21 protein-coding genes and 2 tRNA genes are annotated in these 23,023 nt (G+C 39.9%); 3 read left to right on the plus strand and 20 right to left on the minus strand.

Annotated features, from left to right (window positions below; all coding sequences use genetic code 11):
- Positions 1 to 8: 8 nt before the first annotated feature.
- The 13 genes from rpoB to HGJ18_RS08550 all read right to left on the minus strand — a co-directional run bounded on the left by rpoB (position 9) and on the right by HGJ18_RS08550 (position 12,000).
- Complete coding sequence (gene rpoB / locus HGJ18_RS08490) at positions 9 to 3,512, minus strand: DNA-directed RNA polymerase subunit beta (protein ID WP_253695771.1); 3,504 nt, start codon at positions 3,510 to 3,512, stop codon at positions 9 to 11.
- Positions 3,513 to 3,660: 148 nt separating this feature from the next.
- Positions 3,661 to 4,050, minus strand: a complete 390-nt coding sequence (gene rplL, locus HGJ18_RS08495) for a 50S ribosomal protein L7/L12 (protein WP_002667605.1) — start codon at positions 4,048 to 4,050, stop codon at positions 3,661 to 3,663.
- 115 nt (positions 4,051 to 4,165) lie between these two features.
- The gene (rplJ, locus tag HGJ18_RS08500) at positions 4,166 to 4,771 is read right to left on the minus strand and encodes a 50S ribosomal protein L10 (RefSeq protein WP_253695773.1); all 606 of its coding nucleotides are present in this window, start codon (positions 4,769 to 4,771) and stop codon (positions 4,166 to 4,168) included.
- A 2-nt stretch (positions 4,772 to 4,773) separates the two neighbouring features.
- On the minus strand, positions 4,774 to 5,454 hold the full coding sequence (gene rplA / locus HGJ18_RS08505; RefSeq protein WP_253695775.1) for a 50S ribosomal protein L1: 681 nt from the start codon (positions 5,452 to 5,454) through the stop codon (positions 4,774 to 4,776).
- A gap of 1 nt (position 5,455) precedes the next feature.
- Positions 5,456 to 5,887: a 50S ribosomal protein L11 gene (rplK, locus tag HGJ18_RS08510; RefSeq protein ID WP_010695132.1), complete on the minus strand. Its 432-nt coding sequence runs from the start codon at positions 5,885 to 5,887 to the stop codon at positions 5,456 to 5,458.
- Between the two features lie 91 nt (positions 5,888 to 5,978).
- A complete protein-coding gene (nusG, locus tag HGJ18_RS08515) occupies positions 5,979 to 6,536 on the minus strand; it encodes a transcription termination/antitermination protein NusG (protein WP_253691870.1) in 558 nt (185 codons plus the stop codon).
- 3 nt (positions 6,537 to 6,539) lie between these two features.
- Positions 6,540 to 6,719, minus strand: coding sequence for a preprotein translocase subunit SecE (secE, locus tag HGJ18_RS08520; protein WP_002667596.1), 180 nt, complete (start codon positions 6,717 to 6,719; stop codon positions 6,540 to 6,542).
- A gap of 23 nt (positions 6,720 to 6,742) precedes the next feature.
- A tRNA-Trp gene (locus HGJ18_RS08525) sits at positions 6,743 to 6,815 on the minus strand.
- A gap of 43 nt (positions 6,816 to 6,858) precedes the next feature.
- Positions 6,859 to 7,029, minus strand: a complete 171-nt coding sequence (rpmG, locus tag HGJ18_RS08530; protein WP_002667594.1) for a 50S ribosomal protein L33 — start codon at positions 7,027 to 7,029, stop codon at positions 6,859 to 6,861.
- A gap of 41 nt (positions 7,030 to 7,070) precedes the next feature.
- Positions 7,071 to 7,143 (minus strand) — tRNA-Thr (locus HGJ18_RS08535).
- A 158-nt stretch (positions 7,144 to 7,301) separates the two neighbouring features.
- A complete protein-coding gene (locus tag HGJ18_RS08540; RefSeq protein WP_253695777.1) occupies positions 7,302 to 8,711 on the minus strand; it encodes a TolC family protein in 1,410 nt (469 codons plus the stop codon).
- Positions 8,708 to 9,847, minus strand: a complete 1,140-nt coding sequence (locus HGJ18_RS08545; RefSeq protein WP_253695779.1) for an HlyD family secretion protein — start codon at positions 9,845 to 9,847, stop codon at positions 8,708 to 8,710. The genes HGJ18_RS08540 and HGJ18_RS08545 overlap by 4 nt, the downstream gene beginning before the upstream one ends.
- A complete protein-coding gene (locus tag HGJ18_RS08550; RefSeq protein WP_253695781.1) occupies positions 9,844 to 12,000 on the minus strand; it encodes a peptidase domain-containing ABC transporter in 2,157 nt (718 codons plus the stop codon). Before HGJ18_RS08550 ends, HGJ18_RS08545 begins: the two co-directional genes overlap by 4 nt.
- Before the next feature lie 136 nt (positions 12,001 to 12,136).
- Between HGJ18_RS08550 and HGJ18_RS08555 the strand changes: the two genes are divergently transcribed.
- Positions 12,137 to 13,204 (plus strand): hypothetical protein, encoded by a 1,068-nt coding sequence (locus tag HGJ18_RS08555; protein ID WP_253695783.1) that lies wholly within the window; start codon positions 12,137 to 12,139, stop codon positions 13,202 to 13,204.
- Positions 13,204 to 13,905: a DUF4398 domain-containing protein gene (locus HGJ18_RS08560; RefSeq protein ID WP_253695785.1), complete on the plus strand. Its 702-nt coding sequence runs from the start codon at positions 13,204 to 13,206 to the stop codon at positions 13,903 to 13,905. The genes HGJ18_RS08555 and HGJ18_RS08560 overlap by 1 nt, the downstream gene beginning before the upstream one ends.
- Before the next feature lie 68 nt (positions 13,906 to 13,973).
- Here HGJ18_RS08560 and HGJ18_RS08565 read toward each other — a convergent pair whose 3' ends face one another.
- Genes HGJ18_RS08565 through HGJ18_RS08575 form a run of 3 tightly spaced genes read right to left on the minus strand, consistent with a single transcriptional unit; the run spans position 13,974 to position 17,149 of the window.
- The gene (locus HGJ18_RS08565) at positions 13,974 to 16,331 is read right to left on the minus strand and encodes a polysaccharide deacetylase family protein (RefSeq protein WP_253695787.1); all 2,358 of its coding nucleotides are present in this window, start codon (positions 16,329 to 16,331) and stop codon (positions 13,974 to 13,976) included.
- Positions 16,332 to 16,341: 10 nt separating this feature from the next.
- Positions 16,342 to 16,524, minus strand: a complete 183-nt coding sequence (locus HGJ18_RS08570; protein ID WP_253695789.1) for a hypothetical protein — start codon at positions 16,522 to 16,524, stop codon at positions 16,342 to 16,344.
- 16 nt (positions 16,525 to 16,540) lie between these two features.
- Entirely contained in the window at positions 16,541 to 17,149 is a 609-nt protein-coding gene (locus HGJ18_RS08575) for a hypothetical protein (RefSeq protein ID WP_253695802.1), read from the minus strand.
- Between the two features lie 180 nt (positions 17,150 to 17,329).
- Between HGJ18_RS08575 and HGJ18_RS08580 the strand changes: the two genes are divergently transcribed.
- A complete protein-coding gene (locus HGJ18_RS08580; protein ID WP_253695804.1) occupies positions 17,330 to 18,094 on the plus strand; it encodes an Rpn family recombination-promoting nuclease/putative transposase in 765 nt (254 codons plus the stop codon).
- A gap of 1 nt (position 18,095) precedes the next feature.
- Here HGJ18_RS08580 and HGJ18_RS08585 read toward each other — a convergent pair whose 3' ends face one another.
- The 4 genes from HGJ18_RS08585 to HGJ18_RS08600 form a co-directional block, all read right to left on the minus strand.
- The gene (locus tag HGJ18_RS08585; RefSeq protein ID WP_253695812.1) at positions 18,096 to 18,653 is read right to left on the minus strand and encodes a cyclic nucleotide-binding domain-containing protein; all 558 of its coding nucleotides are present in this window, start codon (positions 18,651 to 18,653) and stop codon (positions 18,096 to 18,098) included.
- On the minus strand, positions 18,643 to 19,935 hold the full coding sequence (locus HGJ18_RS08590) for a potassium channel family protein (protein ID WP_253695813.1): 1,293 nt from the start codon (positions 19,933 to 19,935) through the stop codon (positions 18,643 to 18,645). The genes HGJ18_RS08585 and HGJ18_RS08590 overlap by 11 nt, the downstream gene beginning before the upstream one ends.
- Positions 19,936 to 19,947: 12 nt before the next feature.
- Positions 19,948 to 21,039 (minus strand): M42 family metallopeptidase, encoded by a 1,092-nt coding sequence (locus HGJ18_RS08595; RefSeq protein ID WP_253695820.1) that lies wholly within the window; start codon positions 21,037 to 21,039, stop codon positions 19,948 to 19,950.
- Positions 21,040 to 21,123: 84 nt separating this feature from the next.
- Complete coding sequence (locus HGJ18_RS08600) at positions 21,124 to 22,806, minus strand: ATP-binding cassette domain-containing protein (protein WP_253695822.1); 1,683 nt, start codon at positions 22,804 to 22,806, stop codon at positions 21,124 to 21,126.
- Positions 22,807 to 23,023 lie beyond the last annotated feature (217 nt).

Consider the following 23,023-nt stretch of genomic DNA (forward strand, 5'->3'; position numbering starts at 1 on the left):
TACTTCCGTTAAAAGTTAGTACTTGTTTTTTCGCGTTTAATTAGCTCTTCATCCCTTTCGGTTAAAGGAATCTGCTGACCCTTTGCATCATAGATTGTAAAGTCGAGAGCTAAACCTCTTAATTCCTGTACCAATACGTTAAAGGATTCGGGGATACCGGCAGAGCTTGAAGGCTCGCCCTTAACGATGGATTCATATATTTTAGATCGTCCGTGCATATCGTCGGACTTGATTGTGATAAGCTCCTGCAATGTGTTGGCTGCACCGTAAGCCTCAAGTGCCCAAACTTCCATTTCTCCCAAGCGCTGACCGCCGAATTGAGCCTTACCGCCCAAGGGCTGCTGGGTAACAAGAGAATAGGGGCCTGTTGACCGGGCGTGCATCTTATCGTCTACCAAGTGAGCCAGCTTTAAGAAGTAGATAACCCCGACAAATACCTCGTTTTCAAAGAGGCGGCCGGTTAAGCCGTCACGGAGTTTTACCTTAGAGCTGGTAGGATAGCCGGCTTCTTTAAGCTTCGCTTCAATCTGTTCCATACTGGGAGATTCAAAAACCGGAGACTCGTACCACTCATTCAATTTTAATCCTGCAAGTCCCAGCTCCGATTCCAAAATCTGGCCGATATTCATTCGAGAAGGAACACCGAGCGGGTTTAGACAAATATCAAGCGGTGTTCCGTCTTCCATGTAGGGCATATCTTCTTCGGGGAGAATTCTGGCTACAAGACCCTTGTTTCCGTGGCGGCCTGCCATTTTATCTCCCTCGCGGAGTTTTCGCTTTGTAGCGATTAAGACCTTTACAACTTCATCTACACCGGGACTCAAGTCATCTCCCTGATCCCTCTTTAAGCGCTGAACATCGATAACCGTGCCCTCGGTTCCGTGGGGAACACGCAGAGAGGTATCCCGCACTTCCTTAGCCTTTTCACCGAAGATAGAATTAAGGAGCTTAAATTCGGGGGTTGTATCGCTTTCGCTCTTAGGAGTAACCTTTCCGACAAGGATATCGCCGGGCTTTACCTTAGAGCCTATGCGGATAATACCTTCGCTGTCGAGGTCGTCCAAGCTCTTTTCGGACTTGTTCGGAATATCGCAGGTCATCTTTTCGGCACCCAGCTTTGTTTCCCGAACATCGGTTGAAAGCTCTTTTATATGGATAGAAGTAAACATATCTTCTTTTACGACCCTGCGTGAAATTAAGATAGCGTCTTCGTAGTTATAGCCGTTCCAAGGAACGAAGCCTACGAGGATGTTTCGGCCTAGGGCCAATTCTCCGTTATAGGTTGCAGGACCGTCAGCTATGGGCTGGCCTGCCTTGACCGTATCGCCTACATTGACGATGGGGCGCTGATGGTAACAGGTTTCTTGGTTCGTCCTTTGATATTTTAAGAGAGTGTACTCATCCTTATCTTCTTTATTTTTTCCCTTTTCGGGGGCTATGATAATCGTATCGGAAGAAACAAACTCAACCTTTCCCGATCTTTTTGCCTTAATCAAAACGCCCGAATCATAGGCACACTTTTTTTCCATACCGGTTCCGACTCGCGGAGGTTCGGGGAAAACTAAAGGAACAGCCTGACGCTGCATGTTAGAGCCCATGAGGGCACGGTTAGCGTCATCATGTTCAAGGAAGGGAATTAGAGAAGCCGAAACGGATATAATCTGTTTAGGCGAAACATCCATGTACTGGATATCTTTCGGGCTTATTGAAGTATAGTCTCCAAGTTTTCGGCACGAAACTTGATCCGTATTGATCTTTCCGTCCTTTCCGATAGCGGAAGAAACCTGTCCGATAAAATATTTGTCTTCATCCATTGCAGACAGGTACTCGATTTCGCGGGTAGCAACCCCGTTTACAACCTTTACATAGGGTGCCTCCAAAAAGCCGTATTCGTTTACACGAGCATAGTTTGCCATAGAAACGATAAGACCAATGTTCGGGCCTTCAGGGGTCTCGATCGGGCACATTCTTCCATAATGGGTATAGTGAACTTCTCGTACCTCAAAGCCCGCCCTGTCACGCGAAAGACCGCCCGGGCCTAAGGCATTAAGACGGCGCTTATGAGTAAGCTCGGCCAAGGGGTTTACCTGATCCATGAACTGGGACAACTGGCTTGCTCCGAAGAATTCCTTAATAGCCGCAACAATGGGCTTAATGGAAATTAAGTCCTGAGGTTTAATGGTATCCATTTCCTTCGAACTCATCCTGTCACGGGCAATACGCTCCATTCTGGAAAAGGCTTTTTTTAGAACATCGGTCATAATTTCGCCGACTGACCTAATTCGCCTATTGCCTAGGTGGTCGATATCGTCAATACTTTCTTCACCTATGTAAACCTTGATCAAAAATTTCATTGTCTTAAATATATCTTCTTCGATTAAGGTTGTACCTTTAACGTCATCGGAATAGTCGAATTTTTTGTTTAATTTATATCGGCCGACCTTACCTATATCGTACCTTCTTGCAGTAAAAAACATATTGTGCAGGTCTTCTTTTGCATTTTCGTAGGTAATAGGATCTCCCGGACGGATAACGCTGTAGACTGCGTTTAGGGCATCTTCAACGGTGGGCTCATCGTTTACGGCCGGATCGGGAGTATACTTGATTTCTTCTCTTTCAAAACAGTTGATGATAATCTGAGAATCCAAAGAATCTTTTCCCTTAAAGTCGATTATCGTTATCTTTTTAACGTCATTTTGAATTAAATCGTCGATGTTGTGGGGATGAATTTTTTCGCCGGCTTGATGCATTTTACGCTTTTCGCCGTCTTCACCCTTTACATAGACATCCCTGGCCAGTACCTGACCGATTAATTCTTCATACTCTGTCCTATCCGGAGATATTTTGGCTGTCTTTGTTTTATAGAAAAGGTCGATAATTTTTTCTCTTGTGTCATATCCGAGAGCACGTAAAAATATCGTACCTAAAATTCGCTTTTTACTGTCAAGCTTTGCGTAGATAAGCTCTTTTTTCTGATCTATTTCGAATTCAAGCCATGTTCCTCGGTATGGAATAATGCGGCTTGAGTAAACACCCTTTTCATGCGAAAAGATAACACCAGGCGAGCGGTGAATCTGAGAAACTACAACCCTTTCCGCTCCGTTTATAATAAAGGTTCCTCTTTCCGTCATCAGAGGAATATCGCCCATATAGATGTTTTTGCGGCGAATTTCCTTAGTTTCTTTAAAAAATAAGTCTATTTCGGCTTTTAAAGGGACGGAATAAGTAAGTCCCTTTTGTTTGCATTCAATTTCAGAAAATTTAATACTATCATAATCGAGAGAATAGGATAGATATTGCAAAGCCATGTCTTCATTTGTACTTTCAATAGGAAAAGTTGTATGGAATACCGATTCTAAGCCCTCAATCTCGGTCTCATCTGTCTTTTTTTCTTTGTTTAAAAATTTATTGTAAGATTGAATCTGAATATCGATGAGATTAGGAAGCTCCATAAAATTCGGAACATCCTTACCGTAATACCTTCGATCTATTTTTTGACCTCTTGCAAACATCCATTACCCCCCAAGTCTATATTTAATCACAAAAAGACTTCCTGAGAATTCATACAGGAAGTCTTAGAGAAAATTCATTGTCTATGCTGTTGTGCTTCTTTTTGGAAGAAGCACAACAAGGTCCGGCATAAAGCCGGTATTTTGCTTATTAAGCAATTTCAACTTCACCGCCGGCGGCTGTAATAGCTTCCTTAATCTTGGCTGCTTCTTCTTTAGAAACATCTTCTTTAAGGACTTTCGGAGCTCCTTCAACAAGCTCTTTAGCTTCCTTCAAGCCGAGGCCGGGAATAACGTTTCGAACTTCTTTAATAACACCGATCTTTTTACCGGGATCGGAAAGACCTTTAAGAGTAACAGTGAATTCTGTCTTCTCTTCTTCAGCGGCTCCGCCTCCTGCAGCTCCGCCTGCAACTACTGCAACGGGAGCAGCGGCTGTTACACCGAATTTTTCTTCCATAGCCTTGATAAGCTCGGAAAGTTCGAGAATCGTTTTTTCGCCGATTGCTTCAATAATTTGTTCATTTGTTAATGCTGCCATATTATCTTCTCCTTAAAAATTAGATTTTTGTGCTTTTTAGGCACCTTAAGCAGACAGGGGGTCAGCTTTTGAAGCCTGACTGCTTACTACTTTCGGAAATATCCGAAAGCTTGTTTTAAGCCTCGGGAGCTGCTTCGGGAGCAGACTCTGCAGGCTGTTCGGCCGCTTTTTCCTCTGAAGCAGGAGCTTCAGCTTTTGCTTCTGCGGGAGCTGAGCCTTGGGCACCGCCCTTATCCACAATCGCCTGTAAGGTGCGTACAAACTTGGAAGTTGTAGCATTGACTGTAGACATAAACATTGCAATAAGATCTTTTTTGCCGGGAAGCTTTGAAAATGCCTCAATTTGCTTGGCATCATAAATTTCACCGTCAACTACCGCACCCTTAATTACAAGAGCCGGAGCATCTTTTGCATATTCAAACAAGGTCTTAGCGGCAAGGTTTGCATCTTCTGCAATCATAGCCAAGGCTGTAGGTCCGGTTAACCAGGAATCTACATCCTTAATATCGGCATCTTCAAAAGCAATGCGTGCAAAATTATTGCGTACAACCTTGTATGTGCAAGCATTTTCTCTGAGCTTCTTGCGGAGCTCAGTGATTTGCTCAACCTTTAAGCCTCTGTACTCGGTAAAAATAAAAGCGGAGGAGGCTTTTACATAGTTTTTGATGCTTTCAATCGCTTCGGTTTTTTGGCGATTCGGATTTTTTGTTCTTAATGCCATTTTTACTCTCCTACCTTATAATCAACCCAAACGCCGGGGCCCATCGTCGAACTAATCGATACGGATCTGATATAGTCACCCTTTGCATCGGCAGGCTTTTTTCTCATCGTTTCGTTGATAAGAGCCTGTACGTTTTCCACAATCTTGGAAGAATCCATAGAAACCTTTCCGACAGGGAGATGAACAACTCCGCCCTTATCGGCGCGGAATTCTACACGGCCTTTTTTAAGCTCGTTTATAGCGCTTGCAATATCCGTGGTAACCGTTCCTGTCTTAGGGTTAGGCATTAAACCTCTGCGGCCGAGCACCATACCCAAGCGGCCTACATCCTTCATCATATCGGGGGTAGCAACCGCGATATCAAAATCGAGCCAGCCGCCCTTTACTTTTTCGATGTACTCCGTAGAACCGGCATAGACAGCTCCTGCATCAAGAGCTTCTTTTACTCTATCGTCCGTACAAAAAACCAAAACCTTTTTTTCGCCCCTAAACTGATGGGGGAGAACAAGGGTATCTCTAACGCTCTGTCCCTTACCAAGGGTCAAACTTACATGAACTTCAACTGTTTCATCGAATTTGGCGTATTTAAGCTCTTTGACAATATCAACAGCCTTGGGAAGCTCATAGGATGCGGCAGAATCATACTTTGCAAGTGCATTTTTGTAATTTTTTCCGTGTTTCATACTAGCGCTCCACCTCTACACCCATGCTTCGTGCAGTTCCTGCAATGATTTTCTTTGCAGCTTCAATGTCGTTTGCATTGATATCGGGCATCTTTGTTTTTGCGATTTCTTCCAATGCGGCCTTTGAAAGTTTTCCGACTTTTGCAGTAACCGATGTGGCAGAACCTTTTTCAATCTTACAGGCTTTTTTGATTAAAACCGATGCGGGCGGTGTTTTGAGGATAAAAGTAAAACTCTTATCGGCATATACCGTAATAACAACGGGGATAACCAAACCGGGCTCCATGGACTTTGTACGGTCATTGAACTGCTGTACAAACTGAGGCGCACTTACACCGTGCGGACCTAGAGCCGGGCCTACAGGCGGCGCAGGAGTTGCTTTTCCTGCGGGACACTGAAGTTTAATCTGTGTCACAACCTTTTTCTTTGCCATCTTCTCTCCTTCCGGTACAAACGGAGGTATTTCCTCCTCCCGTAATATACAATTAAAGTGCTGATGCCGAGCACCGCACCTTGTTTAAAATTTAAATGATTTCGGCTTGAGACATTTCGACTTCAACCGGTGTAGTACGGCCGAAGATCGCTACCATAACTCTTAACTTATTTTTATCTGCCATAACTTCATCGATGACGCCGGTAAACGAGGCAAAAGCACCTTCGATGATTTTAACATGCTGTCCTTCACTGAAATTTTGAATAACCCGGATATTCTTGTCGCCCTTAATTTCGCCTGTTTTTTGCAGGATTTCCTTTGCTTCTTCAGAAGAAATAGGCTGAGGTTTTTCATTTCCTGCCGTTCCCAAGAAACCTGTAACACCCTGAATTTTGCGAATTTCGGAGCAAACACTTTTCCAACCAAGATCTGGAAGATTCATTTCGACCAGCATATAACCGGGAAGAAACTTACGCTTAACATTGCGTTTTTTTCCGCCCTTATTTTCAATTACAAGTTCTTCAGGTATTTTTATATCTGTAACAAAATCAGCAGAGATAATCCCTTTTTCTATCAGAGTACGTATCGTTCTTTCAATTTTATTCTCATAACCCGAATAGGTATGAAGAATGTACCAAGCCTTAGCCATTATTTAAAATATCCAACCCACACAAGCTATAAAGAAAGCATCAAGACCGCCGAGAAAAACAGCTACAATAAGGGTAGAAATCAACACTACTTTTACTGAAGACCCTACTTCAGAAGCTGTAGGCCAGACAACTTTTCTAAGCTCGCCTATACATTCTTTCCAAAAAGTTCCAATTTTAGCCATAAAAACCTCGTTTTTTAAAATTACAGGCCAGGAAGGACTCGAACCCTCAACATTCGGTTTTGGAGACCGACGCTCTACCATTGGAGCTACTGACCTAATTGAATCTAAGCCCGCTGCCTTACGGCACGGACTTATTCGACTACTTTATCTTTGTTTCCTTATGCAATGTATGCTTGCGATCAAAAGAACAATACTTCATCAATTCAAGCTTACCCTGAATATTTTTTCTGTTCTTAGATGTAGTATAATTTCTTCTTTTACATTCGCTGCATTGAAGAGCTATGAGCTCTACAGCCGTTTTCTTAGCCATTACTTTACCCTCCGCAAAATTCTAGGTCATCGTTTCCGAAAAGCTCCCGAGCAGAATTGAACTGCTGACCCCAACCTTACCATGGTTGTGCTCTGCCGACTGAGCTACAGGAGCAAAATACCCACAAAATAGGTTCAAGCATTTTATCAAATCGAGTATTTTTTGTCAAGACCTTGATATGGAATTTTAGCGAAATTAGAAATAAAATCAGACATTCCTAAAAAAGAAAGAATGCCTGATTTTAAAGAATAAACTTAAAAAGTCCGGTACTTTTAAAAATTATAAGTCTGCAAAACAGTTAAAATATATGCCAATCTTTCAGCATAGTAATTAATTTGGGTGTCTTCTAAAAGGTTTTGAGCAGCATATAATTCGTGAATACTGCTCTTGCCCTGCTTATAGAGCTCTTCGGCAAGGGTAAAGTATTTTTTTTGAATTTCAAGGGAGGATTTTGACATTTCGGATGTAAATACGGCTCTTTCTATATTTTTTAATCCTTTCTTTTTTTCTTCTTCAAGGCTGCGTCTTAAAAAGGTCTCGTTCAAAGAGTTAATTTCTTTTAAAATTTTAAAATTTTTATTCAGCCTAAAATCATCATGTAATGGAGAAAGATTTATCCTTAAATTCATAGATACCGACCATTTAAGACTATGATTATCCTTCCAATAGCCCATAAAGGCTGTCGGAAAAGACGGATAATAGTCTTTCGACGGAAGCACATCAGCACCAAACGATAAAAAAAGCCTTGGAATACTATTATTAAAATTTTTAACCGACTGCATCCAAGAGACCTCATGCTGTAAAAGGCTCAGCTCATCCCCGGCCGATGCTTCTCTTTGAAGATAAAAGGCAAAATTTTCAAAAAAATCAAACCAAGAATCAATATCCTCGCTCAAATCACTAAAATTCAAACCCATAGATTCGATTTCACCCATAAGAGCATCATAGTTTTGTTCGGCTTGAAAAAGCAAAATTTCCTCCTGCCGAATCTTTTTGTTCTTTTCGGAAAAATCAAGAACAGAAAGCTTTCCTTGCGAAAATAAAATTTCGTTTTTTTGTTTTTCTTCGATATTCCAGTTTTGTACATTTTTTAAAAGCTCCAGCTTTTTCTTTAAGATTTTTTCCGAGCCTATAGCTGAAAGCATTTTTATGATTAAAGCCTTTTTATTTTTATCCTTTTCAAGCACGGAAAGCCGCTTTTTCCTTTGATGCAGACCGAATTCCTGTTTTACAAAATCAGGCAGGGCAGCAGGCGCCATAAACCAAAGCGGGACATTCAGCCCGGCAGAAGAGCTAAATTTATAGGAATAGTCCGGTTTATTGTCAAAAAAAATTCCGCATGATTGCTTACCTGTAAGATTAAGGCTCATGCCCAGAGGAAGCCTTTGACTGATCCCTAAGGATGCAGCAATATCAAAAGCCTTATAGTGCTTATCCAGTTCTGTGCCTGAAACAGAAGTATTTACATCAAGATACGGAAAAGGCATCCACCCTGCAAATTCCGAAAACAGGAGTCTTTCATTAAATTTAAAGCTTAATTCCATTTTTTTATATTGCCGATTTTTTTGAAGAAGAGGATTTACCCTGTCAAAAAACTCGTTTATCCCGACTTCCATTTTTATTTCAGCATTGGCCGAAAATAAAATAAGACCAAAAACTATATTTAACACAAACTCTTTCATTTTACCTCCAATCTTTTTAGTATAAATGACAGAATAGAACCTGTTTCGGTGATTATTGACGCCTCGGCATCCAATCCCACTTTTAGAAAATGAGCCATTCCCTTTTTATCCGGCAAGGTATTCCCATCCAATTTTACAAAGACGGCATACTCGGAATTTTTTGCTCCCAAAAAAACATCGGGAAGTATGGTTTCCACTTGCCCGTCAAGACTGCCGAACTCATGATGAGGAAAGGCCGGAAATTTTAAACGAACCTTCATATCTTCTCTTACAAGCCCGGCTTTCGAAGAAGGGAGTCTTAACACAACCCTAATGTTTTCACTTGAGGAAGGCACAATCTTTAATATTTCTTGGCCGCTAAAAACATTATCCCCGCAGTTAAGAGATGAAATTTCCTGCACTTCTCCCGAAATAGGAGCATAAACTGTAAAAAGTTTTAAACTTTCTTCCATTTTAAAAAGGGAATTGCTTAAATTTTCTTTTTGAAGCTCTAAGGCCTCTTTTTCGCTGAGAAGGGAATGGAAAAAAGAATTTTTATACTGCTCCAAGTCTCTTTTGCTTTTTTCAACATTTAGATTGAGAAGCTCAATTTTTTGGTTTGCCAAACTAAAATAAGGAAGAGCTTTTTCCTCTTCAAAAATCCTAGAATTCAGCTCCAAAGCTTTTTTCAAATTGGTTTTTACCGAAAAATAATTTTCCATCCGTTTATAAGCTATTTTTCTTTCAAATGGAACAAGCATTAAGTCTTTTTCAGCACTTTTTATGCAGGCCTCAGTATCCTTAATTTTTTGTTCGATTTTTATCATCAGATCCTCAAGGTTTTGCCTTTCCTTTTGGGCAACCGTATCGTCAATGTTTAAAAGAATAGCCCCTTTTTCGACATATTGACCTGAGGTAAAGTGAATATTTTGTATCTTCCCTGCCGTAAAACTTTTTACAAAGGAAACATTTTCTATGGGACGCACCATTCCTGAAGCCCTTACAACTTCTTCTTTTTTTCCTAAAATAAGCCAAGCCGTTGTGCAAAGAGCCAGAAGGCAGATAATTGAAATTACGGAACTGAAAATTCCCGTTTTTTGCTCTTGAAGCACCTCGCCGGTATAGGTTAAGTCCTCAACATATAAGATGGATTTCATGCTACATACTCCTCCTTATTTTGAGTTTCCCACAATCTTGAATAAACCCCGTCTTTTTCGAGCAAGTCTGCGTGTGTTCCCGCCTCGGCTATTTCGCCCTTATCGAACACGAAGATTTTATCGCAGTCCTTGATTGAGCTTAACCTGTGAGCAATGATTATTGAAGTCCGGCCTGCACCGATTTCTTTGAGAGTATTCAAAACTTCCGCTTCAGAAATTCCGTCCAGAGCTGAAGTAGCCTCATCCAAAATCAACATGGATGGATTGTGTAAAAGGATACGTGCAATAGCTATACGCTGCCTTTCTCCTCCGGAAAGGGTGGTGCCTTGCTCCCCGACAAGGGTATTGTACCTATCGGGCATGGATTCGATAAAAGAAGCAGCGCCTGAAACCTCGGCAGCGGTCATCATCCGCCTGTAATCGCCGTTTCCCGAACTCCAATTTATATTTTCCGCTATCGTCCCCGAAAACAAGAGAATGTCCTGAGGAACATAGCCTATTTGCTTACGATAAGAATCGTTTTTTAGGTCTTTTAGATTTATATCGTCTACAAAAATATCCCCCTCCTGTGCAGAATAAAATTTCATCAAAAGCTTTGCAAGGGTGGTCTTGCCGGAACCTGAAGCACCGACAAAGGCTACCCTTTCACCGGGATTTATACTTAAATTTATGTTCTTCAAATTTTTTGAATGGGAATCGTAGCCGAAGGATAAATTTTTTATATCGATTTTGCCAGCAAGGCCATTCGATTCGATTTTTCCCTTATCCAAATTTTCTTCGGTTTCTTCATCAAAGATTTCGGCAAGCCTTTCCGCCGCAACATAGGCCTCTTGAAGCTGAGGCTGCAGAGTTAAAAGCCTTGCAAGAGGATCCAAAAAATAACCTGAAAGGATGACAAAGGAAATTAATTGGCCTAAAGACATTGAACCGTTTAAGATATTTAAACTTCCGAGCCAATAAATAGCCAAGGTTCCGCATCTTCCGATAAAATTTTGGAGGCTGTTTTGATAATTGGAAAAAGATGCAAGTTTGATACCCTTTCTGATGGCATTTACGATTTTAAACTCGGCTCTTTCAAGGGCCTTAGATTCGGCACCCAAGGCTTTGATTGTAGCTATTCCGTTTAGGCTTTCAACAATACAGGAGTGTTTTTCGGCCTCTGCGGAGGCCCTGGCCCTTATCATTTTTTGATAAGGTCTTGCATAAAACCATACCAAAACCGAACTTACCACAACAGGAACAAGGGCTGCAACAAGCAAATTGGAACCGAGGGAGATTAAAAATATTGCTCCGAAAATAAGCATCAAGGAGTCTAAAACAACGGTCAAGGCCGTAGCGGAAATAACCTGCCTTATCGTAACCGTATCGTTCATTCTTGCAACAAGCTCTCCGGTCTTTTTTTCGGTAAAAAAGCGCATCGGCAAATGAAGGATATGCTCAAAATATCGATACACCAAAACCGTATCAATCTTATAACTCATACTCATCAGCAGCTGATTCCTAGCCAACCCCAAAAGACTTCTAAAAATAATTACGCCCAAAAAACCTACCGAAAAACCGGTAAGGGTCTCTCTTAAATTGGAACTTAGTACCTCATCAATCAAAAACCTAAAATAAAACGCACTAATAATGCCCAAAAAAGACAGGATAACGCTCGCAATTAAAATTTCCGCGCATATCTTTTTGTGCGATTTTAGAATAGGCAAAAATCTGGTTAAGCCCTTTGATGAAGACCCCTTGTCTGAAAAATCCGGCCGGGGCAAAAGTACAAAAAACACCCCTGTCCAATTTTTTTGAAAAACCTCTGTGTTTATCTTTTTATATCCTTCGGAAGGATCCGCCAAATAAACATAGTTTGAATCCGATTTATAAACGACAAGATAATGGTTATCGCTCCCCCTTACAGCATGAGCAATAAAGGGCATAGGAATATTTTTTGGAATTTCTTTTGATTCAGAAACAGCCCCTCGGCATGAAAACCCTAAGGTCTCGGCAGCATGAATTATGCCCAAACCTGAGGCTCCCTTCTTACCGCCTTGAAGCAGCCTTCTTATCTTGCCCATATCGATAGGCTTCTCATAATGCCTGCATATATTTGCAATACATGCAGCTCCGCAATCTTCGCGGTTTTTTTGTAAAATTATATTTTTCATATATACCTCTCTATAATTCTTATAGTTTTTTTTTGTAATTAATAGTAATTTTTTAAATATGTGAGAAAAAAAATTACAGCTTGAAAAAAGAGTAAAAAAAGAGTATTATTAGTTAATATCAAATGGGAGGTATTTAATGAAGAAAAATTATAAATTACTGATTTTGATGTCTATCCTTGTGCCGCTTTTTTTTGCATCATGTGCATCAAAGCAAAAAACACAAGATATTCCGCCTGAGCCGAAAGTAGAAGAAGTAAAGGCTCCAGTTGTAGAAAAAGAAGAGCCTAAACAGGAAGTTGTTAAGCCGGAAGTACCCAAGACTGACCCTCTTCTTGCTGAACTAAAACTTTTTCAAGGTCAAAACGGAAAGGTTAACAAGGCGAGAAAAAAGGCTGTAGAGCTGGGCGCCGATAAGGCCTATGCAGAGCTTTTCCAAGTTCCGGAGACCTTAAGACAAAAGGCCGACTCTGATGCACAAGCCGGAAACTATAAAGCCGCAATTGCAAAATATAATGAAGCCATCATCAGATATGACACTCTTTCAAATCTAATGAATGCGGCAACTTTAAGGACCGAAATTGAAAGCAATAACTTTGGAAGCTATTCACCGGCAGACTATGTTGAGGCCGAAAGATTTTCGATCAACACTATAGATCATTACCCCTTAGACCATAAGATGGCAAAAGAATCTTCGGAAGATGCTTTGAAGCTTTATAAAAAAGTCGCAGCTAAGGGATACCTTGAATCTGCCAAAAAGTCAAAAGACACTGCAAAAGAGTACAAAGATGACTGCGATTCTATCAAGGTTGCAAGAAGCAGAAAAGAAGACTACAACAAGGCAGTTAGAATCTATAACCGCGGAAAGTCGGCTGCAGACAGGTCCGATTATAAGGAGGCCTACACGTCGTATAATGAAGCAGCAAAACTTTTTGCAAAACTATACGAAGAGGTTTCTTTAAAAAAGGCAGAAGCCGAAAAAGCTATGGCTGAGGCTGCAAAACGGCAGCAGGAAAGCTCGGCCCTCGCTTTAGAAGCTGATAAGGAAGCACCATTGACCGAGGCCGGAGAAGGCTTCACTGAAGGAAACCTTGATTTACAAAACCTGTCCACACCTCAGACCGGAGCGCCTGTTGAAAACATCAACACCAAGGGCGATGCACCTGCAAACACAGGAAATAACCAAACAACAGGAGGAGGCCGATAATGAAAAAACTTATCACAATCTTAATATTTTTGACGGTTTTAATACCGCTTGTTGCTCTCTCCTATGATGACAACGAATACCAGAGAAAAAGCAGGGCTTATACTGAACTTGCAGCGAAGGCCTATGATGAAGGAGATTACGAAGCCTCGATAGAATATTCAAAGCTTGCAGAAAGCTATGCACAGCAGTCGGCGGATTTTATTCAAAGAATGCTGGCTAAAACCGAAGCTGAACAGGAAATGAACAAGGCACGTACCAGATTCACTTGGGCAAAGGCAAACGGAGCTGAAGAAAAATATCCCGATGCCTATAGGACTGCAGAAGAAGCCTTAAACGCAGGAAGCATAGCCTTCGATAACGAAAACTATGATGTAGCAGTCGTATGTGCCCAAAGAGTAATGGACGCTCTTTCGGTAGTTAAGGGAAAGGATGACACAGGTCTTGCAGAGCTTCCTTCTCAATATAGAATCAGGACATGGAGAGGAGAAAAGGACTGTTTGTGGAATATAGCAGCCAAAAAGGAAGTCTATGGAAATCCCTTTATGTGGCGTAAGCTGTATGAGGCTAACAAGGATAAGCTCCCTGATGCAAACAATCCAAACTGGGTAGAACCGGATATTATTTTAACGATTCCGTCCATTAAAGGCGAAAAAAGATCAGGTCTCTACGATCCTTCAAAAACCTATAAACGGTTTAAATAAGAATTCGGCTAAAATTAAAAAAGCCTCCAAAATCTTTTAGACTTTGGAGGTTTTCTTATTAAGAGCTTTTACTTAAGTCCCATCAAGGTTTTAACATCGGTAATCTCATACCCCATTTCGGTTAAAACATCTATCAATAGCTGTAAATTATAATAAAGATAATCGCTCCTAGTTGAAAGGCTTCTGCCAATGCGTATGGGAATTATAGAACCCGGCTGAACCGCATCAGCTATATCTTCAATTAATTCTGCAGAAGTCTTATAAAGAGAAGGAACGGCAAATTTTTCATCGGGGCTAAGCCAATCGGCTACCCTAACATCAGGCGAAATAAAAACATAACCGGCATTTTTTCCGGCATTTAAAATAAGGGAGGAAGAAATATAATGAGGAGTATGCCAGATAAGGGAAAGCTCGGAACCTGTAAGAGAATAAAAATTATCTTCATTACGGGCCAGTCCCTGCTTTATAAAATTATCGTCTATACGATAAGCCGTATCGTTCAAATTCCATGTGGTAAAGAAAAGGGAACCGCATTGGTGTCCGCTTTTTACAATCTCTTTTACGGCATTGGGGTTTTGCCTCATTGCTTCACCATTTATAAAAAAAGTTGAACTTATATTATTCTTTTTTAAGGTATAAAGAATGCTCGCAATTCCGTCCATATCATCCATGGCATCAAAGACTAAGGCAACCCGTTTTTTCCCGCTTCGGCTTCCATGCGAAAAAACGGAAGAAGAATTGGCACTTTCATAAGAAATCTTTTTTTGAGTTTTTTCCTTTAAAAAGTTTCCGTCTTCCAAAAGCGGACGGGTTATAAAATCTTTAAGACGGCGAATATAAATCATATTAGCAAAATAGCCCGAATTTGAATCTATGTAAATTCTATCCGAAAGATTAGCGTTTTTCTTTTGCATGATTTTTTTTGAAGAATGAGTCCATTTTAAATTTGAAACATATTGCAAGACATCTGCATTATCGGAGTCCTGAGGAGCGCCATCCGTCTCATTATTCCGGACGCTTTTCAAACTTATTAAAATTTCCTTGCCTGAGTCCGCCCAGCTATAATCCTGCATTGACGAAACGGAAATCTTTTTCCTGCCTGTATCGGAAGAACTATCGTTAAGATTATACTCGTAAATATAATTTTCACCGCCTAAAAAAAAGGTAAAATTATTTTTCCAAACAGCCGAGACAATTTTTTCATCAGAAAAAACATCTAGCTTTTTCCATGAAGGTGCACCGTTTTCTTCCGTGAGCGAAGTATCATAAAAAACAACTCCCTCGTCTTCCTTAAAAACGGCAACTTCAAAATTAGTGGAAGCTGCAAGAAACGAGCTTTTTTCGGTGACGGGAATTTTTTCAAAACTTGAAGAAGAAGGAAGAATTTGCCATGCCCTTAAAATTTTTGAGCCGCCTGCAAGACCTTCGGCAAAAACAATTGGGGAATTATCTTTCCAATGAACGGAAACTTCAGCGGTATTTCCAGGAAGCAATAAATAGGGAATAGAATCCGAGGAGTAAACATTGACATAATCGTCTCCATCCAGTTTAATGCGGTAAACATTTCTTTTGCCTTTAACAAAAACGGCGGTCTTGCCGTCAGGTGCTATAAAAACAGAATCAAAGGCCGGAGAAAAATCCGAAGGGATTTTTGCAGCAAGCTTTCCTGCAGAAAATAAGGGCGCATAAAAAGCCTTTGTAAAAAGCTCGGTGGAAGAAACCCTGTAAAGAGCATTCCCCGATAAAAAAACAAATTCCGAAGATGAAATCCATTTTAAATTCTTTATTTTACCTTGAGAAAGTTTTCTAAAATTCTTATCCGTAAAAGTAGATTCCGAAAACCACTCAGGTCTGGCAAAATAAATTACTCCATCATCTTCATATAAAATAATCTTTGAATCAGGCGACCAAGATACGGGAAGATCATTTCGAACATTTTTGTTACTCAATATATATCTTCTGCCGGTATCGGTGTCCATCAGTACGAGCCGTCCGAAAACAAGGGTGGAGGGCTCGACCAATGCAAGCCATCTTCCGTCAGGGCTTGCTTTTATATTGTTAAGAGCGCCTATCTTTGAAGAATTGGATGCCGAAAGAGGTTCAAAATCGGAATGGGAATCGACAGCTCCTGACTTGAGGTCGAGCCTTATGATACCGAAACGGTTTGAAACCTGTAAAAATTTATTGTTTCCTAAAAGCTGCAATTTTTCGGGAAAAAATGTAAGCTGCTCTATTTTATTATTTTCATTCGAATATTTAAAAAGAGTTTTATATGAATAACCCTCATAAGCATCTGCCTTGATATCGAATAAAATATCGCCTTCAGTATTTATATCGGCAGATTCAAAAGATAGCTCGGAATGGAGGTTTAGCAAACTAAAAAAAATAAAGCAAACCGGTAAGGCAAATTTTAATTTTTTTTTCATAAAAACTCCATCAATTTTCAGTCAATATATTTGAATGGGTGTTAATAATATCGGTCAACTCTTCTTCAAGTTTTTCCAAAGATTCTTCCATCTCGGTTATTTTTTTTATTGCGATTTTTTTTTGCATTTCACCCATTTTACCGAAGGCTTCATCTATTGCTTCGCAGTCTTCACAGGCCATTGTTTTATTCATTTTAAGCACTCCATATTTAAGAAATCAAAGCAGTTATATTCTTCCTGAATTCGCCCGATGTGATTTCTCCGTTGATAAAACTTTTTATCTCCTCTTTTACTCTCATCGGGAAACGGCTCCAATATTTTTCCGTCCAGTTTCCCATTGCCGTTTTTAACTCATCGTTTTCTTTTGCACTCATTTCGCCTATGCTGTAAGAAACAAATTGCAAAATCATTCCATATAATACATCGGCAGGAACACCGTCAATCTTTCCGTTTTTTGCAAGGCTTTTTATTTTACCGTCATAGGAGCCTTGTTCGGGAATCCACGAATCGATAAGAGCCTTCATCTGATCTTCGGAAAGCTCGGGAGCTTCTTTTAAAAGCATATCGGCTGCAAAATCGCGGAAGGTATGGCGAACCCCCTCAAGGCTTGCCTGAATCGACTTGTTGATGGATTCGGACATTTGTTTTGCCATATTTTCAGGATTTATAGCAGCGAGAGGACTTGCCGCCGAAGCCTCATTTTTTTTCCGCTCCAAGGCAGCAGCAATAACTTCTATTTCCCTCTCCCCTGCCCTGTTTAAAATGTAATCGACGGCAGCTAAAAGCTCCCTTTCCTTATTTTGCATATCATTAGCCATACCTTTGATTATACACCTTTTTTAGAGCTTTGAAAAGGGAGGAATTTTTTTTTAGGGGAGGAATTTAACCGCAGGGAGCGCAAAGGCCGCAAAGAATTTTTATAAATTTACTCTTTTTTTTTAAATAATCCCTATAAATATAATGTGGAGGGGAAATGTGAAAAAATTAGGAGAACACAAATGATCAAAAGATTTGAAGATTTAACATTTACAGACGATTTTATGTTTTGTAAAGTTATGCAAAATCCGGATTTATGCAAAAGACTTATTGAAATGATACTGGCCGGCACAATAGGTAAAATTACTTATATCTCAGTACAACATAATAGTAAAAACTATGAACAGGCAAAGTCAGTAAGATTTGATGTTCTTGTACAAACAGAAAACGGTAAATTTTATGATATTGAAATGCAGGTAAGCAATGAACGCAATATCCCGAAACGAATGAGGTTTTACCAAGCTGCCATAGATATTTCATTCTTAGATAAGGGAAATTCCTATAATAATTTAAATGATTGTTTTATAATTTCTATCTGTACTTTTGATGCCATAGGTAAAAATAGGCCTATTTATACCTTTGAAAAGATCTGTCTTGAAGATAAAAATATATCTTTACAAGACGGTACGAAAAAGATTATAATAAACGCAGAGGCCTTTAAGGACACTGAAGACAAAGAATTAAAAGAATTTTTAGAGTACCTTAAAACAGGTAAAGCAAAAAGTGAATTTATAAGGAGGATAGAAGAAATGATACAAGCAATAAAACAAAACGAACAAGCAAGGCAAGAATATAGATTAATGTCTACTTTTGAAATGGACGCCATGGATAGAGGAGCTTATAAAACTAAGAAAGAAACGGCCAAACTTATGAAGCAAAAAAACTTTGATATAGCTTTGATTAAAGAAATAACAGGCCTTCCCGAAACGGAAATCGAGGCTCTCTAATTTAAGGCATCCCTACCTCATCGAGCAGGGCCTGATAGAGGGTAAGGGAATCCTTGGTCGCTTCTTGGAGGGCTTTTGCAAGGCGGCGGGCAATACGGTAAATAACCTTGGCTCCTTGGGCAGGCATTTCATTGCATAGGCTTAAAAAATCTTGAGACCCTAGCTCCAAGACGGTGCACTCGTTTAAGGCTTTTACGGAAGAACCGTGAAAATCTTCTCCGAGCAAAGCAGCCTTTCCAAAGCAGACTTTTTCTTCAGCCTTTAGATTGCTTAAGGCGAAGGGAGAACCTTCAAGGGTTGTGCGGAGCATTTGTACCTCGCCCTTAACTAAGATAAAAAGGCTTTTTCCCGTGTCGTTTTTATCGAGTATAATTTCGCCGCTATTAAAATTTTTTACACTTAAAAAAGAAAAAAGCTTTTCTAAAAATATCTTATTTTGATTATCTGAAATATCCGAACCTTTAGACGAATCTAATCCTGCAAGGTCTGAAAATATTTCCAATCTCGATATAAGAGCTAGAATTTCATCTTTTTTTTCCATGATTTCTTTATCTGTCATCAGCTCCTCCTTCATTTAGAATTTGGGAGTCGTCAAGAGCCGTTCCGTCAAGGGTAAAGTCGGTACGCTTTCTTCCCGAAACAAAGATACCTCTGGAATTAGGCTTTATTATATACTCATCGGGCGGAGTCAAAATAGGCTCGTTGCTTTTAAGCCGTTTTATCTTTTTTAGGTTATTTACTATCTGCTGAATATTGGGATTTTTTTGAGCCTCGTGCAGAGCTTCTTTTCGGCGGCTGTAAAAGTTCCCCGTATTTTCCAAAAGGCCTATTAAAACGCGGCCGCCAGAAAGGCTGCGGCGGTATTCGCGGTAGGTTTTGCCTATAAACTCAAAGGGAATATCGTTTATGATAAGCCCCTCGCCTGACTTTTCCGTAATTAGTTCTCTTAAAACATGGCTAAGCCCCGTACCGCTTGAAGCCGAAACTAAAATGCTTCTTTCATAATCGGTACTTAAAATAATTTCATCACAGTGAGCAAGGGAAAGGTGCTGCCGGAATTTTGAGTCGATGAGCTCGGCAGCCGTATATATATGGGAGTTAAGGCTTCCTATTGTGAGAACTGCAAGTACCGTGCGCGAATCTATTTCCATGGGGGAAGCATTTTGCGAATAGTCTGAAAGAATGAGAGCCCGCTCTGCATATCTTACATTTGCACGGAGCAAGGTCGCCTCATCGGTATAATCCCCGAATAGATAGATAAGCCCCTTAAAGCGTCTGTCGGTTTTGATTATATCCATATTTTCGGGGCTTGCATTGTTTATAAGAACAATATGGTCTATGGGAATATCGGGGTTTGAAGAAATAATCCCTAAAAGAATTCTGTCAAAGTTAGGCTTCCAGCCGCATATCAAAAAATGATTTTTTATCTTTTCCAATCTAATAAGCCCCCTATCCTTTTTTACCTGTCTATCAAAAAAGAACGATGCAACTTTTCCGCTCACTCCTGCAAAAGCTACAACTCCAAAAAGAAGGAGAATGATACCGGCCAAGCGGCCCAAAATTGTTGAGGGAGTAATGTCTCCGTAACCGACGGTTGTGATAGTTACAAGAGAATACCAAAAGGCATCGAAAAAATTGTTAATCCTTGAATTACTGTTTGCTTCCGAAACAAAGATAATTACAACCAATACAAGAAAAATAAATGCAAAACCTGCCAGTATTCTAAAAATATCGCTTGCAGGAATATGCTTTATCCAAAGCACAAACCTGACAATCAATGGAGTTTTTTTAGGCTGAGAGAATTCTATATCCGTTTTTTTGTATCTTTTTTTTTCTTTCATTTTAATATCGAGCTATTCCGAAATATAAGCTGTCAATAAAAGAAGAGTGTTTTCAAGCCCCTGTTTATGAATTCTCTCATAGCCGTGGGAGGCAGCAACTCCGGTTCCTATGAGGGCATGGCGGTAGTCATAACCTGCACTTAGGGCAGCTGAAGCATCCGAGCCGTAAAAGGGATAAACATCGACTGCAAAGTTTAGTTCCATATCCTTGGCTATTTTGATAAGCTCGCTTGTAAAATCATAGTTATAGGGCCCGGAAGAATCCTTTGCACAGATTGAAACTGCATATTCATCGGTATCAAGATCGCTTCCCACAACGCCCATATCGACTGCGAGCATATCGCTTATGCCTTCGGGATGTCCTGCAGAAGCTCCGTGGCCTATTTCTTCATAATTTGTAAACATAATGTAGGTCTTGCGTTTTAGTTTTAATTCTCCCTTTGCAACCTGCTCTGCAAGATAGATGAACATTCCGCAGCTAGCCTTGTCGTCCAAGTGCCGACTCTTTAAAAAGCCGTTCCCGGCCTTTCGGGCAAGGGATTCAATGGCCACAACATCGCCCGCCATGATGCCGAGCTTTTCGACATCTTCACGGGATTTTACAATCTCATCGAGCACGAGCTCCATATTCGAATCATCTCTTTTCAGCTCGTTTATTTCGCGCGAAGCGTGAACGGCGGGCTCCGTGAGCCTCATGGTGCCCTCATATTTTTTCCCCTCCCTAGTAATAACCGTTACATTGGACTGCTCTACATAATTGTACGGAAAGCCCCCGTCAAGAGAGGTACGCAGACGGCCTGAAGATTTAATGTGCCTAACAAAGAGGCCGAGGGTGTCAATATGGGCTGAAAGCAAAAGAGCCTTATCTCCTTTTTTGCCGGTATTAGGTTCGGCATTTTTATCAAGTTCGCAGACAACAGCACCCTTGTTCGTAAGCCAAGGCTTAAAGCCTAGACCTGAAAGCCTTTTCATAACATAATCGGCAGCCTCGCAGGTGTAGCCCGTGGGGCTGGGTATATTGCAGATAGTGATAATCTCGTCCATCACCTTTTCGGCTGCATTTGAAATTGAATTTTTAAGCTCGGCAAGTTTATTTTTTTCCATGATAAAGCTCCTTTAAAGCAAGTTTTAATTAAGGCTTACAGGATATTATAGATGGGACGGAATGTCAAGAAGAGGCGGAAGTTTTTAATTTTCAGCTAATATCTTGCTTAAAAAGCTTTTATTTATCTTTGCTTCCTCATAGGTGCCAGAAAATATTTTGCCGTCGGCTTCAATTGAAACTACATGATCACAAAAGAATTCTATTTCTTCTATATCGTGTGACACTATTATGCAGCTTTTGTTTTTGATTAAATCTTTTAAAAGCGGAAATATTCTTCTTTTGGTGAGCACATCTATCGAGGTAAAAATTTCGTCAAAGATTAGGTAATCATATCTTTCTGCATGGAAAAATATACGGGCAATATTTATAAGCCTTTTTTCTCCGCCTGAAATATGTTTTCCGTCTATACCTAAGTCTCTTCCTCTTAAAGAGCCAAGCTGTAGGGTTTCAATTATTTTTTCGGCAAGGTTTGCGTTATGGCAGCCCAGCTCGATGTTTTGAATTAAATCCGCATTTAGGATATAGGAATCTTGTGAGATATAAAGAATTTTATCGGACAATTCATAATCATATGGATTCGTATTTTTGTTAAACACAAAAACATTTCCGGTCATCTTGTCCCGTCCTAAAAGAATATTTAAAAGACTCGACTTACCGGAACCTGAAACACCGAGTAAGGCATATTTTTTGTTTAAGCCGAAACTTAAGCGCTCTATAAAAAGACTCCGCTCCTTATCTACCTGTAAACTTAAACCGGAAATATCAAAGAAAAAGTTTTGAGACTCATCTTCCATATTAAGTTTTTCTTTTATATCCTCTTCTTCCATTAGGCTTAAAATTTCATCGGCACTTTCGCAAGCTCCAAAATAAGCCTGACTTACCGAATCAAGGTCTCCTAAAACCGAGGTTAACTGTGAAAAATATGCAATTATGGTTATTAAAACGCTTAAAGGTAAAGTACCGTCAAAATACATCTTTGCCGAAACAGCCATAAGGGCTACAGACAATAAGGGCAATACATAAACAGGAACAAGGCGGTAGACGGTATCCGAAAACAAATCAGTTTTGCGTACACTGTTATTTACATCTTTTATTGTGTTTTTTATTCTTTCATTTTTTTCAAGTTTAAATAAGGGAAAGCCCCGAAAAAGAGTTGTCATTGAAAGCGCTTCTATCATTTTGGAATGAAGACCTGCATAAGCCCTCATTGTTTTTAAAAACATAGGCGAATAAAATTTACGGTTAATAAAATAGGCACATGTATAAAGCGCCAGAGCCGCAAGGCCTAAAAGGCCGAAGATATAAGAATATGTAAAAAGGATTACAAGAATAAAAATGTAGCGCACAATGCCCATCAGCTTATTCATTACGGAAGGCACAAAAAGAGAAAGAATTGAGCCGACCGAAGCATCCATAATATTTTCGTAGTAACCTTGCCCATGAGTTTTAATCGTTTTTTCGGAATGCTGCGAAAGCGAAGAATAAAGGCCGTAACGCAATGCAGAATCAAAACGCATATGCACCTTACCGAAAACCCAGCCGACAAGATATTCAAAAATAAGCGAAAAACAAATTACACCTATGTATATAACAAGCACCCTTGAAGGGTTAATATTATTTTCAAGATTAGAAACAAAGGTACCGTAGAGTTTCGGATAAATAAGAGAGATCAGCGACACAAGTGAAAAAATAAACGATATAAGAACACAAGAATAAATATGCTTTTTTAACTTATACATAGAAATTATTTTTTTTAAAGTTTGCATTTAAAGATTCTCCTCTTTGACTATAGTATACCCCCCCCCGATCTTTTGTCAACACTTTAGAATTTTAAACCGGACAAGTTTTTTTAACCGAAAGGAACGCAAAGAGCTCAAGCCAAGGCTTGAGCTGCGCAAAGATTTTTTAATAATATAAATTATCGATGATAGCCTTAAAACCCCTGATAAAAATCTATGCAAATTATGTAATCAACTATACGAT

The sequence above is a fragment of the Treponema denticola genome (assembly GCF_024181405.1).
Lineage (GTDB): Bacteria > Spirochaetota > Spirochaetia > Treponematales > Treponemataceae > Treponema_B > Treponema_B denticola_D.

What these genes read in the sequence shown, in the direction of transcription:
- rpoB (WP_253695771.1), bottom strand. Translation starts at nt 3,512, where the DNA reads ATGTTTGCAAGAGGTCAAAAAATAGATCGAAGGTATTACGGTAAGGAT.
- rplL (WP_002667605.1), bottom strand. Translation starts at nt 4,050, where the DNA reads ATGGCAGCATTAACAAATGAACAAATTATTGAAGCAATCGGCGAAAAA.
- rplJ (WP_253695773.1), bottom strand. Translation starts at nt 4,771, where the DNA reads ATGGCATTAAGAACAAAAAATCCGAATCGCCAAAAAACCGAAGCGATT.
- rplA (WP_253695775.1), bottom strand. Translation starts at nt 5,454, where the DNA reads ATGAAACACGGAAAAAATTACAAAAATGCACTTGCAAAGTATGATTCT.
- rplK (WP_010695132.1), bottom strand. Translation starts at nt 5,887, where the DNA reads ATGGCAAAGAAAAAGGTTGTGACACAGATTAAACTTCAGTGTCCCGCA.
- nusG (WP_253691870.1), bottom strand. Translation starts at nt 6,536, where the DNA reads ATGGCTAAGGCTTGGTACATTCTTCATACCTATTCGGGTTATGAGAAT.
- secE (WP_002667596.1), bottom strand. Translation starts at nt 6,719, where the DNA reads ATGGCTAAAATTGGAACTTTTTGGAAAGAATGTATAGGCGAGCTTAGA.
- rpmG (WP_002667594.1), bottom strand. Translation starts at nt 7,029, where the DNA reads ATGGCTAAGAAAACGGCTGTAGAGCTCATAGCTCTTCAATGCAGCGAA.
- HGJ18_RS08540 (WP_253695777.1), bottom strand. Translation starts at nt 8,711, where the DNA reads ATGAAAGAGTTTGTGTTAAATATAGTTTTTGGTCTTATTTTATTTTCG.
- HGJ18_RS08545 (WP_253695779.1), bottom strand. Translation starts at nt 9,847, where the DNA reads ATGAAATCCATCTTATATGTTGAGGACTTAACCTATACCGGCGAGGTG.
- HGJ18_RS08550 (WP_253695781.1), bottom strand. Translation starts at nt 12,000, where the DNA reads ATGAAAAATATAATTTTACAAAAAAACCGCGAAGATTGCGGAGCTGCA.
- HGJ18_RS08555 (WP_253695783.1), top strand. Translation starts at nt 12,137, where the DNA reads ATGAAGAAAAATTATAAATTACTGATTTTGATGTCTATCCTTGTGCCG.
- HGJ18_RS08560 (WP_253695785.1), top strand. Translation starts at nt 13,204, where the DNA reads ATGAAAAAACTTATCACAATCTTAATATTTTTGACGGTTTTAATACCG.
- HGJ18_RS08565 (WP_253695787.1), bottom strand. Translation starts at nt 16,331, where the DNA reads ATGAAAAAAAAATTAAAATTTGCCTTACCGGTTTGCTTTATTTTTTTT.
- HGJ18_RS08570 (WP_253695789.1), bottom strand. Translation starts at nt 16,524, where the DNA reads ATGAATAAAACAATGGCCTGTGAAGACTGCGAAGCAATAGATGAAGCC.
- HGJ18_RS08575 (WP_253695802.1), bottom strand. Translation starts at nt 17,149, where the DNA reads ATGGCTAATGATATGCAAAATAAGGAAAGGGAGCTTTTAGCTGCCGTC.
- HGJ18_RS08580 (WP_253695804.1), top strand. Translation starts at nt 17,330, where the DNA reads ATGATCAAAAGATTTGAAGATTTAACATTTACAGACGATTTTATGTTT.
- HGJ18_RS08585 (WP_253695812.1), bottom strand. Translation starts at nt 18,653, where the DNA reads ATGACAGATAAAGAAATCATGGAAAAAAAAGATGAAATTCTAGCTCTT.
- HGJ18_RS08590 (WP_253695813.1), bottom strand. Translation starts at nt 19,935, where the DNA reads ATGAAAGAAAAAAAAAGATACAAAAAAACGGATATAGAATTCTCTCAG.
- HGJ18_RS08595 (WP_253695820.1), bottom strand. Translation starts at nt 21,039, where the DNA reads ATGGAAAAAAATAAACTTGCCGAGCTTAAAAATTCAATTTCAAATGCA.
- HGJ18_RS08600 (WP_253695822.1), bottom strand. Translation starts at nt 22,806, where the DNA reads ATGCAAACTTTAAAAAAAATAATTTCTATGTATAAGTTAAAAAAGCAT.